This is a genomic window from Mesorhizobium sp. M7A.F.Ca.CA.002.15.2.1 (assembly GCF_003998715.1).
Lineage (GTDB): Bacteria > Pseudomonadota > Alphaproteobacteria > Rhizobiales > Rhizobiaceae > Mesorhizobium > Mesorhizobium ciceri.
Genome location: NZ_RZPI01000093.1, coordinates 1 through 11,694 on the forward strand (window position 1 = coordinate 1; position 11,694 = coordinate 11,694).

The window sequence follows — 11,694 nt, forward strand, 5'->3', positions numbered from 1 at the left end:
TCCGAAGCGAGCAGGTTGGTGATGCCGGGAAAAAGTCCGCTGTCCAGCATCGGCCGCGAGGCGGCCCCCGACGCTGTGAGGTCCAGCAACAGCACGCGCAGCCCGGCGTCGGCGACTTCGCGCGCCACCAGGATCGCCGATGCAGCCGCCTCGTCGCCTTCCGGCGAGACGAATATGGCGCGCGCCGCACCGCTTGAGATCAGCTTTTCGGCAGCCCTTTCGATGTCGATCTCGCCCAGGGTGGAGCGCGCCGGTTCGGGCTCGACAACCGTTTGCTCTGTCGCCGCCGTAGCGGGCATTGCGACCGCATCCGGCGCCTCGGCCATGGCCTGCATCGCAGCGGCAAAAGGCTCCGCATCGGCTTCATGCGCAGGTTCAGGCAGTTCCTGGTGAATGACGGGTTCCTGGAAGACGGCAGGCTCGTGGCGGACAAATGGCTTGGCGGCCGGCGTCTGCGCCACATGGGGCATCGCGACCTCATCGATCCGTTCGAAACGGGAACCGCTCGCCGGCCGCATCGCGCGGCCTGAGAACAGCTCCCGCAGAAGCGTCACGATGGCCATGATCAGCAGCGATGCGGCGAAAGCCGCGCCGACGATCGGCCCCACCTTCGGGAAATAGGCCTCGGAGGGAACCGACGCCTTCGAGGCGATCCGGGCGTCGACCGGCAGATAGTTGCGGTCCTGGCGCGAAGCGGCTTCGCGGTAGTTGGTCAGGTAGAGTTCGAGCTGCTGTCGCTTGGCGGTCGCGTCGCGCTGCAGTGCGTCGAGGTCGACCTGTTGTTCGCCGGCCTGCGCCGAAGCGGCTTTCAATGTGTTGACGTCGGCGACGAGCTGGTTCTCGCGGGCCTTTGCCGTCTCGGCCTGCATCAACAGGCCTTTCATGATCTTCTGGGCCTCGCTGCGGATCTGCGCGTCGAGATCGGACAGTTGCGATTTCAGCGCGCGAATGCGCGGATGATTGCCAAGCAGCGTCGTCGACAGATCGGCGATGTTGGAGCGCAATTCGACCTGTCGCTCACGCAAGCGCTGGATCAGGTCCGATGACAGAACCTCCGGCACTGCGTCCAGCGAACCGCCATTCTGCAGCGCCCTGCGCACACCGTCGGCGGTCGCTTCGGCCGCAGCGCGGTTGGCGCGCACTTTCGACAGTTCGCTCGACAGTTCCGAAAGCTGCTGGGTGGCCAGCACCGAATTGTTGCCACCCATCAGAAGATCGGACTGGGCTCGGTAGGCGGCGACCTTCGCCTCCGCATCCTTGACCTGCCGCTGCAGGTCGGCGATCTCGGGCGCCAGGAAGTCTGCCGCGGCGCTGTTCGATTCGAGCTTGGCCGCCCCTTGCCCCGCTATATAGGCGGCAGCGATGGCGTCCGGTATGGCGGCCGCGAGCTTGGGATCTTCCGATGAGAACTCGATGGCAATGATGCGGGTCTTCTCGACGCCGTAGACGTTGAGCTTCTCGTGCATTTTCTTGAGCACGCGCTCTTCCGTCGGAATTTCCATCGGGTCGCTTTTCAGGCCGACCAGGACCAGAGCGCGGCTCAGCGCCGACATGTCGAGCGCTTCATTGAACTCGGGCAGTTTTTCCAGCCCAAGCTTTTGCGAGACCTGCTTGAGGATTTCGTTGGAGGAAATGATCTGGACCTGGGTGGCGACGCCCTGCTCGTCGAGAATAGGCTTGTCGGTGTCGTTGTTGTTGCTGGCCGGCCGCGTGTAGATGGATTCGCGCGGCGCGATCTCCACCTGCGTCTCGGCCTTGTAGTGCCGGGTTGCCAGCGAGGCGAAAGCAAAGGCCAGCCCGGTCGCCAACAGGACGACGAGGCCTATACGCAGCCAATTCCTCGCCAGGCTGGCGAAGAGCTGCCTGAGATCGACATCGACATCTGCGGCCGCGGACTGAACGGACATGCATCCCTACTCCGATACTGGGTCAGCACGCACCGTAAACAACTATGGTAACTCAGCCGTTAAGATCGCGGTAAGTTTCCGTTAGGGTTTACTGGCGGGCGACAAACAAAACCGCCAGAAATCGCAAAAACTCTTGCCGATGCGCCACGTGTCGGCCGCTCCCTTTACCGGCCATTAACCCTAACAGGATGATAACGGGCCTCGATCCCTGATGTTTGCTGCGACGCCGCAGCGGCCCAGTCGAAGGTACTTGTCCGGTCATGAAAAGCACTGCTTCCCTGTTTCGCGCGCTGCTTGCCGTATCGATGCTGGCTGGCTGTTCCAGCTACCGGCCGACGCCGGCCGCCTTCCATGAGGTGCTCGATCAGCCCTATCGTCTTGGCGCCGGCGATCGCGTCCGCGTCACCGTGTTCGAGCAGGACGGGCTGACCAACACCTACAGCGTCGATCAATCCGGCTATCTCTCCTTCCCGCTTGTCGGCGCCATACCGGCGCGCGGCCACACCGCGCAGCAGATGGAAAAGGAGATCGCCGACAAATTGCGGCAAGGCTATCTGCGCGATCCCGACGTTTCGGTCGAGATCGACCGCTACCGGCCGATCTTCGTCATGGGCGAAGTGGGTGCCGCCGGCCAATACTCTTACGTCCCCGGCCTGACGGTGCAGAAGGCAATCGCCATTGCCGGCGGCTTCACGCCGCGCGCCAACCAGGAAAGCGTCGACATCACCCGCGACATCAACGGCAAGGTGATGACCGGCCGCGTGGTCACCTCCGACCCGCTGCTGCCGGGCGATACGGTCTACGTCCGCGAACGCCTGTTCTGACAGATACCAAGTGGCGGACAGGCTCAGGATCGTCCATTGCTTTCGCTCACCCGTCGGAGGAATTTTCCGGCATGTGCGCGACCTGACCGAGGCGCAGGTCGCCGCCGGGCATTCCGTCGGCATCGTCTGCGATTCGACGACGGGCGGCGCGTTCGAGGAACATCTGTTCGAGCAGATGAAGAACATGCTGGCGCTCGGCATTCATCGCACGCCGATGCAGCGCCACGTCGGTCCCGGCGACCTTGCCTCGGCTTGGCGCACGTACAGGATCATCAAGGAATTGCGGCCGGACGTACTGCACGGGCACGGCGCCAAGGGTGGCGCCTATGCCCGTCTGTTCGGCTCGTTGTTGCGGGTATCAAGGTCTCGCGTAGCCCGCCTTTATTCGCCGCATGGCGGCTCCCTCCACTATGACGAGAACACGACCACCGGAAAGCTGTTCTTCGCGCTCGAGCGCTTCATGGCTCGCTTCACCGACTATCTGCTGTTTGTCTCGGACTATGAGCGGCGGACCTATCGCCACAAGGTCGGCGAGCCGCCCATTCCCAACACCCTCGTCTATAACGGCCTGCGCGCCACTGAATTCGAGCCGGTGATCACCGCGCCGGACGCAGCCGACCTGCTTTATATCGGCATGATGCGCGACCTGAAGGGGCCGGACATCTTCATCGACGCATTGGCGCTCGCCGGCCCACGGTTCGGCCGCGCGCTGACCGCGGTGATGGTCGGCGACGGCGACGACCTACCGCGTTACCACGGGCAAGTGAAACGCCTCGGGCTCGAGCGCCATGTCCGCTTCCTACCGCCGATGCCGGCCAGGGAGGCCTTTGCCCTTGCCGCGCTTATCATCGTTCCTTCGCGCGCCGAAGCCATGCCCTATATCGTCCTGGAAACGCTTGCCGCGGGAAAGCCGATGATCGCAACAGCGGTCGGCGGCATTCCGGAGATATTCGACACCGGTTCCCCTGCCCTGATCCGACCTGACCCGATCGAGCTCGCCGAAAGGATGAGCCAAGCGCTGGCCGACCCGGCCGCCTATCGCGACCTGATGCCGGATGGGGCCGACCTCAAGGCACGCTTCGGCGCCGATGTGATGGCCGCCGACATCGAGAACGCCTATTTCGCCGCGCTCGACAAGTAGGCGCAGGACCAAGCCGTTCCAAAGCCGTATGTTGTTTCAAGGGTTTCTTAGCTCTCTTTTGCTATGACCGAGGGGAAGCTTGCGGAAAGCCCTCATGAACGAGATCGACCCCGCGCGCCGCTTTTCAGCAGAGGCGGTGCGTAAATTCGACGGCCCGGCCGATGGCGACACGCCAAGCGGCATGAACGATGTCGCGCGCCAGGTCGCCTCGCAGTACCGGCGCGATACGATGTCGCCGATCATGGTCAGCGGCGTCCTGCGCATGGTCGAATTCGGCTTGCTGTTCCTGTCCGGGCTCGCCGTCTATTTCCATTATGTCGGGTTCTTCAATTATCTCGCCTGGCAGTATCCGGTAACGATCGCCGCCGCGTCGTTCCTTGCCGTGGTGCTGCTCGACGTCACCGACTGCTACCAGATCGTCGCCCTGATGCGGCCGATCGCCAATTTCGGCCGTGTGCTGCTGGTCTGGGCCGGCACTTTCGCCCTGATGGCGCTGACGGCGTTCGTCATGAAGATGTCGGAAAACTATTCGCGCCTTTTGTTGGGCAGCTGGTTCGTCATCGGCTTCGTTCTCATCTTCGGCCTCAGGCTGGTAATGTCGAAGCTGATCCGGGCCTGGGCGCGCGATGGCCGCATGGAGCGGCGCGCCGTCATCGTCGGCGGCGGCAAGGCGGCGGAAATCCTGATCCGCTCGGTCGAAAAGCAGCCCTACAACGATATCCGCATCTGCGGCATCTTCGACGATCGCAGCGACAAGCGCTCGCCGCCCATCGTCGCCGGCTACCCCAAGCTCGGCACCATTTCGGAACTGATTGAATTCGCCCGCATAGCCCGCATCGACATGCTGATCGTGTCGCTGCCGCTGACCGCCGAATCCCGCGTTCTGCAGTTGCTGAAGAAGCTGTGGGTGCTGCCGGTCGACATCCGGCTTTCGGCGCATTCCAACGCGCTGCAGTTTCGCCCGCGTGCCTATTCCTACATCGGCGCGGTGCCGATGCTGGATATCTTTGACAAGCCGATCAACGACTGGGATTCGGTGGCCAAACGCGCCTTCGATATCGTCTTCAGCCTGATCGGCATCGTCGTGTTCTCGCCGGTCATGCTGGCGACCGCCATCGCCATCAAGCTCGACAGCAAGGGTCCGGTGCTGTTCCATCAGAAGCGGCACGGTTTCAACAACGAGATCATCGAGGTCTATAAGTTCCGTTCGATGTATACCGACAAGGCCGACCCGACCGCCAAGCAGACGGTGACCAAGAACGATCCTCGCGTCACCCGCGTCGGCCGCTTCATCCGCAAGACCTCGATCGACGAGCTGCCGCAGTTCTTCAATTCGCTTCTGGGTTCGCTATCGCTGGTCGGCCCGCGTCCGCACGCCATCGCCGCGCAGTCGCATAACCTGCTCTACAACGAGGTCGTCGACGGCTATTTCGCCCGCCACAAGGTCAAGCCCGGCGTCACCGGCTGGGCGCAGATCAATGGCTGGCGCGGCGAGATGGACACCAACGAGAAGATCCGCATGCGCACGGAGTATGATCTCTACTACATCGAGAACTGGTCGCTGCTGTTCGATTTGCGGATCCTGTTCCTGACGCCGCTCCGGCTGCTCAATACGGAAAACGCCTATTGAGCGCGATCAGCCATGATCTGCCGCAGGTCGTGGTCAACGCCAAGCTGGTCGCGCTGATTTCCTCGGGCGCGGTCTTCATCGGCATTCTGCTGTCCGGCTTCGTCATCAGCGAGCCGGCGCCCTATGAGCTCTACATGGCGGGGCTGATTGCCATCTGGGCGCTTTTCGGCTTGCGGATTTCCCGCGCGGCAACGCCGCTGCTGGTGCTGCTGGTGACGATGAACATCGGCGGCATGATCTCCATGACGCAGATGGCGGACCTCGCCAACACGCCGCTCTATCTCGCCGTGTCGCTGTTTCTCGCCTTCAGCGCGGTGTTCTTCGCATCGATCACAGCCGTACAGCCGAGCCTCTACCGATTGATCTTCATTGCCTATGTGGTTTCGGCCGTGGCCACCTCGCTGCTTGGCATTGCAGGCTACTTCCATGCCTTTCCGGGCGCCGAGATGTTCACCAAATACGACCGTGCCGCCGGCGCCTTCCAGGATCCGAACGTGTTTGGACCGTTCCTGGTGCTGCCCGGCATCTATCTGCTCTATTTGCTCCTGACCGGACCGGTGACGCGCATGCCGCTGCTGGCGGTGCCACTGCTGATCATCACCGCCGGCATCTTCTTCTCCTTTTCGCGCGGCGCCTGGGGCATGTTCGCCGTTTCGGCCGTCCTGCTCACCGGCTGCCTGTTCCTGCAGAGCGCCAGCGGCATGTTCCGGCTGCGCGTGGTGGTGATGACGATTGCAGCACTGGCGCTGCTGGTCGTCGCCATGATCGTCATCCTGCAGCTGCCCGGCGTGTCGGAGATGTTCTCCAACCGTGCCCATCTCGAACAGAGCTACGACACCGCCCGCCTCGGCCGCTTCGCCCGCTACGGCATCGGCTTCCAGATGGCGATGGAGCATCCGTTCGGCATCGGCCCGCTGGTCTTCGGCACGATCTTCGGTGAAGACACCCACGACATCTGGCTGAAGATGCTGATGGATTATGGCTGGCTCGGCTTCGTGTCGTTCCTCGCGCTCGTCTTGTGGACGATAGCAGCCGGCTTCCGCATCCTGCTGCGCGACCGGCCGTGGCAGCCCTATCTCCTGTGCGCCTATGTCGCCTTCATCGGCAATATCGGGCTCGGCACCTTCATCGACATCGACCACTGGCGCCATGTCTACCTGCTGCTCGGCCTGATCTGGGGCGCCATCGCGCTGGAATATAGGCATCAACTGCTGTTGCGGCCTGCCTTACAGGGCTCGCCGGCACCGGCATAAAAGTCGCGGGAGTGAGAGGGCTTCACGTTGGCCTTCGGTGGAGATCCGGCCCGCTCTACATCACGACGAAGACAGCTTCGAGAGCTTCCCGAATACGAAGTTTCTGATGGATTTCCTGACTAGGCGCTCTACATGCGCTTTACTCGGCTTCATTTGCGTTTTGAAGCGTCAGGCCAGTGTAGATCGAGTGCTCGACGGACGGTTGGTCCATGGCAAAAATATGCGGTTGTGGCAAAAACATCACATAATTTCATTTCGCTCCCGGCTATTGTTGTTCCCGAGGGAATTACTTGGGTTGGGAGAAATACGTGAATAGATTCTTAGCAGTTCTCGCGGTTGCCGCCCTGTCGGCAAGCACCGCGTCAGCAGCAGACATGTTGGCCCCGGTTGCGGGGTCGGCCTATGACTGGAGCGGCCTCTATGTCGGCGGCCATCTCGGCGTTGCCAATGGTGACATCACGGCAACGGATATGACCGAGCCAAACGGTGGGTTCTTCACCGACCTCGTTCCGGCGGGAACAGAAGGATTTGACTTCAACAAAGCCGGCGTAGCCGGCGGTATCCATGCAGGCGCGCAATGGCAGTGGGGACAGTTCATTCTGGGCGGCGAAGCGACCTGGACGGCAACGGGCATCCGCAAGACCATCACCAGCCCCTATTTCCCGGACAGCGACACCGAGACCGCCAAAATCTCGAATTATGCCACGGTCGTCGGCCGCGTCGGCTACGCCTTCGATCGCGTGCTGATCTATGCCAAGGCTGGTTATGCCGGCGGCAAGGTGGATTTCCGCGCCCGAGACAACGACGCCCTGGTGACCTACGAAAAGAATGAGTGGCAGAACGGCTATGCGCTCGGCGCTGGCATCGACTATGCCCTTACGAACAACCTCTCGCTTGGCGTGGACTACACCCACGTTGACCTCGGCCATAAGACGAGCACGGGCGACAACGTGTTCGATGATGGCACTCTCGGCGACAATCCCGAGACCTATCGCACAGAGGCAAAGGTCGATGCCGTGATGGCCCGGCTAACCTACAAGTTTGGAATGGGTCAGTAGTGCATCGACATCATTTTCGCGGATCAGATCTAGCGTCAGGGGAGCTCGTCAGCGCTCCCCTTTCCTCGTAGCCTACATATTCCTTCGAACATTCTGGCGATTGAACGAAGTCTTGAACTTCTTTGGGCAATTGCAGCCTAGAGCGGTGCAGGCTATGCCCTTCCAGGGCAAGACAAAGCACGTAGTGTGTCCGCCCTCGGTGACCGGAACCTAAGCAGCACTTGCGGTATGATTTGTCGGTGTGACTTTCGGTCACCAAAGGCACACCGGGACACCATCTGTTCCCATTTCACCAATTTCAGCGAATTCGCCTCTTGCTTCTGAACCCTTGAGAATATAGGGCTTTCCGCGGTCCGGAGTGTAGCGCAGCCCGGTAGCGCACTTGACTGGGGGTCAAGGGGTCGTCGGTTCGAATCCGGCCACTCCGACCAAATTTGAAAGCAGGACTTGCCCCCGAAGTCCGCCTCTCCAGATGCTTCGGTCAGCCCGGCCAAATCTCGGATCGGGGCAACCATGTGCTCTGCCGCTTGAACTCTGGCTTGGGCTACCCCTGGCACACATCGATCCACTCAGCCCCAATCAGCTCAACCATCCTCTGCGGGCTGATCCGCACCGCCGCATTGGTGGCGCCTGCCGCGGGCACGACCTCGTCAAATTCGCGCAGCGATACGTCGCAATAGACCGGCAGCGGCGCCGGCAGGCCGAACGGGCAGACGCCGCCGACCGGGTGGCTCGTCGCTTCGACAACTTCCGCCGCGTCGAGCATGCGCGGCTTGCCGCCGAACTGGTCCTTGAACTTGCGGTTGTCCAGCCTGGCGATGCCGCTGGTCACCACCAGCATGGTGCGGTCGCCGACGCGCAGGCAGATCGTCTTGGCGATCTGCGCCGGCAGCACGCCATGCGCCTCGGCCGCCAGGGTCACCGTCGCCGAGCTCGCCTCCGTGACGATGACATCGATGTCGGGCGCGTGGGTGGCAAAGAACGCACGAACGGAGTCCAGGCTCATATCGAAAAACCCATGGTTCAAAAACTTGAAGGACGGCGGATTGCTGTCCAGCAGCCGGGGCCGCCGCGCATATAAGCACGCGCGGCATACAAATCGGCAAGCGCCAGGCTGAAGCAGACGCTGCGGCAGGTACAAAGAAACCCGCCAAGAGGGCCTTGGCGGGTTCTCTGGAATGCCTGGTGCGGGGTCTACGCCAGCGATCGACCTTGCGCCGGCGTCGGCGCAGCCGGGGTGATCAGAGCCTCCTGGGGAAGGTGAAGCGCGGACACAATACGACGCAGCTTCGACGGATCGGTCACTCTGCCGCTTTCGATATCCTCAATCTCGTCCACCGCCAGGCCGCATGTCAGGGAAAGCTCTTCCACGCTGTAACCGCGGGTCTCCCGCATCGCTCTGAGGGTGTTGTAATCTGGCCCGCTCCCGTTGGTTGCCGGTTCGGAGTGGGGTTCGCTTTTCGCATTATGGGGCATTGGCAACTCCATGACTGAAAGAGTTTGATCAAATGAGGAGTGTTGCCTGAGACGGTCGGGAAGATGCCCTCTCACTGGTGATTTGCCAAGGGCCAAAATGGCCGTCACGGGATCGTGAACCGGGTGCCTGGCGCGGCCTCTGGCGCACACGTCGCGATCAAGTTGTTTTGAAGGCCTGATTGGCCTTTTGCCGGCAGTTTCGCCGCGCCCATTCGTTATCTCCGGGTCGCTGGCGCGAAACCATCCGGTTCCAGCCAGTTCTTTCCCGGAAGGATTTTTTGCAATGAACTTGAAGACAGTCATGGTCGTGCTCGGCACGATTTCCAGCCTTTCCGTCGCCGGCGCGGGCGCCGCCCAAGCCGCAGGCGCGCTTCGTGTGCGCGGCACGGTGGTCAGTTTTAAGCCCACGCTGCTCACCGTGAAAACCCGCCAGGGCGATACCGACGCGATCAAGCTCAAGGCCGGCTGGAAGATCTCGGGCGTCGCCAACGCCTCGGCAACGGACATCAAGCAGGGCGATTTCCTCGGCATTGCCTCCGTATCGAAAGCGGATGGCGGCAGCGGCGCCCTGGAGGTGGTGGTCTTCCCGGCCGCGCTGAAAGGCACCGGCGAGGGTGACCGCCCCTGGGACCTGCAGCCAAACAGCCGGATGACCAACGGCACCGTCGCCGACGTTACCGATATAAGCGGGCGATCCGTCACGCTGACCTATGACAATGGCCAGACCAAGAAGATTTCGATTCCCGACACCACCCCTGTCGTCACCTTCGCGCCGGCGACGCCGAGCGACCTCAAGCCGGGTGCGACGGTCTTTGTCACCGCAGAGCGGGGTAGTGACGGCGCGCTGAGCGCCAGCCGCGTCGTGGTCGGGACCAACGGCGTCGTGCCGCCGATGTAGTCGGACAGGCGGCCAATGGCCGCCTCTCGATCTTGCCGTGCATGGTGGCGGGAGGCTGGATTGGGCAGAAACAGTCCAGAAACAAAATTCTACAATCGGGAAATACTGACGAAAAAATTCAGGCGCGTAATTCCATTCGCGGCGGCCGGGCTATCGCCCCGATCCATATGCGCCCGCGAAACAAAAGGAAACGATCCATGAAGAAGTCCCTCCTCTCGGCCCTCGGGCTTGCAGTTGCATTGGCTTTCACGGTGCCCGTCATCGGTGCGACGAGTGCGGATGCGGCGCCGATGGCAAAGCACCATCGTCACCACCATCATCATCGCCACCATGTCCGCCATCACCATCATCACCGCCACCACCACCATGTGATCGGAAACAAGGCCTAAGCACCGCAAACTGCCACCGAGAAGACCGGCCTTGGCTTCCTGTCCAAGGCCGGTCTTCCCTTGGCATTGCGGCGCGTTAGCTCGACACGATTTGGGCGCACCAAGTTCGTCGAATGACGGCGCCAGCTACCTCAACCATCAGAAGCACCGCCTCAGCGCCGGCTGAACAGCAGACTGGCGACAAGACCGAGCACCACAAGGCCGACAGCAGCGGCAGCCGCCGGATGGTCGCGGGCCGACCTCTCGATCACCCTGCCCTGTTTACGCAGTGCCGGCATGGCGTCGCGCAGACGCCCCGCAAGATCGGAATAGGTGTCGAAGGCTGCATCGCGACCGTCCTCGTAGTAGGCGCCGCCTCGCCTTGCCACAGCCCTCTTCAAGCTGGCCAGTTCTTTGGTGAGAGCCGCGACCTGCCTGTCGAGATCGATGTCCGAGAGGGTCGAAAATGATGCCATGATGTGTTTCCTTCACTTGCAGAAGGAAACGTAACGCCTCACCGGAAGACGGGTTCCGGTTTCGAACTATCGCGTCGGGCTGCGGTCAGCGCACCTGATCAAGCAGGCGCTTGCATTCCAGGAGGTCGAACAACGCCTCCTGCAGCAAGGCCCTGTTGTCGCGCGAGAGTTTCGATGCATCCGGCTGCACCGGACCGTCCTCGTCGCTCTTGCCCAGGCCGAAAAAGCGACGGCTGGGTTTGACGCGCGGCTGGCCGACCAGTTCGTCGTCCATGCTGCGCGGCTGGGCCGCCGGCGTCAGCGGCACCTGGTCAGCCTGCCTTCGCTGCGAGATCGCCTCGACGGCGGCCATGTCGCCATTGCCGATGGCAACCAGGAAATGGTTGCCGTTCTCGCGCAACAGCTTCTGCACGCCCTTGATGGTGTAGCCCTGGTCGTAGAGCATGTGACGGATGCCCTTGATCAGCTCGACATCCTGCGGCCGGTAGTAACGACGGCCGCCGCCGCGCTTCATCGGCTTGATCTGGTTGAAACGCGTTTCCCAGAAGCGCAGCACATGCTGCGGCAAATCGAGATCTTCGGCGACCTCGCTGATGGTACGAAAGGCGTCGGGGCTCTTGTCCATGGGCGAATCCTCACGCTGGACGATGATCCGGCCTAGCT

The 11,694-nt window shown here is 62.1% G+C and carries 11 protein-coding genes and 1 tRNA gene; 7 read left to right on the forward strand and 5 right to left on the reverse strand.

The features are described from left to right. Positions 1-1,907: Wzz/FepE/Etk N-terminal domain-containing protein (locus ENZ74_RS08280; protein ID WP_127312726.1), on the reverse strand; the 1,907-nt coding region annotated here is incomplete at its 3' end. 260 nt (positions 1,908-2,167) lie between these two features. Here ENZ74_RS08280 and ENZ74_RS08285 point away from each other — a divergent pair. The 6 genes from ENZ74_RS08285 (at position 2,168) to ENZ74_RS08310 (ending at position 8,244) form a co-directional block, all read left to right on the forward strand. Beyond that, the gene (locus ENZ74_RS08285; protein WP_013532220.1) at positions 2,168-2,731 is read left to right on the forward strand and encodes a polysaccharide biosynthesis/export family protein; all 564 of its coding nucleotides are present in this window, start codon (positions 2,168-2,170) and stop codon (positions 2,729-2,731) included. 10 nt (positions 2,732-2,741) lie between these two features. Continuing rightward, on the forward strand, positions 2,742-3,872 hold the full coding sequence (locus ENZ74_RS08290) for a glycosyltransferase family 4 protein (protein ID WP_063167774.1): 1,131 nt from the start codon (positions 2,742-2,744) through the stop codon (positions 3,870-3,872). A 94-nt stretch (positions 3,873-3,966) separates the two neighbouring features. Then, entirely contained in the window at positions 3,967-5,502 is a 1,536-nt protein-coding gene (locus ENZ74_RS08295; RefSeq protein ID WP_063167773.1) for an undecaprenyl-phosphate glucose phosphotransferase, read from the forward strand. Continuing rightward, positions 5,499-6,755 carry an O-antigen ligase family protein gene (locus tag ENZ74_RS08300; protein ID WP_063167772.1) on the forward strand — a complete coding sequence of 419 codons (1,257 nt, stop codon included), beginning with the start codon at positions 5,499-5,501 and terminating at the stop codon, positions 6,753-6,755. Before ENZ74_RS08295 ends, ENZ74_RS08300 begins: the two co-directional genes overlap by 4 nt. Before the next feature lie 290 nt (positions 6,756-7,045). Further along, positions 7,046-7,813 carry an outer membrane beta-barrel protein gene (locus ENZ74_RS08305; protein WP_013532224.1) on the forward strand — a complete coding sequence of 256 codons (768 nt, stop codon included), beginning with the start codon at positions 7,046-7,048 and terminating at the stop codon, positions 7,811-7,813. A gap of 354 nt (positions 7,814-8,167) precedes the next feature. Next, positions 8,168-8,244: transfer RNA gene (locus ENZ74_RS08310), tRNA-Pro, on the forward strand. Between the two features lie 113 nt (positions 8,245-8,357). Here ENZ74_RS08310 and ENZ74_RS08315 read toward each other — a convergent pair. Both ENZ74_RS08315 and ENZ74_RS08320 read right to left on the reverse strand, forming a co-directional pair. Continuing rightward, complete coding sequence (locus tag ENZ74_RS08315) at positions 8,358-8,819, reverse strand: YbaK/EbsC family protein (RefSeq protein WP_013532225.1); 462 nt, start codon at positions 8,817-8,819, stop codon at positions 8,358-8,360. 188 nt (positions 8,820-9,007) lie between these two features. Next, positions 9,008-9,289 carry a helix-turn-helix transcriptional regulator gene (locus ENZ74_RS08320; RefSeq protein WP_063170208.1) on the reverse strand — a complete coding sequence of 94 codons (282 nt, stop codon included), beginning with the start codon at positions 9,287-9,289 and terminating at the stop codon, positions 9,008-9,010. 283 nt (positions 9,290-9,572) lie between these two features. On the opposite strand from ENZ74_RS08320, the gene ENZ74_RS08325 reads away from it, so the two are divergent. After that, entirely contained in the window at positions 9,573-10,187 is a 615-nt protein-coding gene (locus tag ENZ74_RS08325; RefSeq protein ID WP_063167771.1) for a hypothetical protein, read from the forward strand. A 541-nt stretch (positions 10,188-10,728) separates the two neighbouring features. On the opposite strand, the gene ENZ74_RS08335 is transcribed toward ENZ74_RS08325, so the two are convergent. Together ENZ74_RS08335 and ENZ74_RS08340 are read right to left on the reverse strand one after the other, a co-directional pair. Then, on the reverse strand, positions 10,729-11,031 hold the full coding sequence (locus tag ENZ74_RS08335; RefSeq protein ID WP_013532229.1) for a hypothetical protein: 303 nt from the start codon (positions 11,029-11,031) through the stop codon (positions 10,729-10,731). A gap of 85 nt (positions 11,032-11,116) precedes the next feature. Next, positions 11,117-11,656, reverse strand: a complete 540-nt coding sequence (locus tag ENZ74_RS08340; protein ID WP_063167770.1) for a MerR family transcriptional regulator — start codon at positions 11,654-11,656, stop codon at positions 11,117-11,119. Between the last annotated feature and the right edge of the window lie 38 nt (positions 11,657-11,694).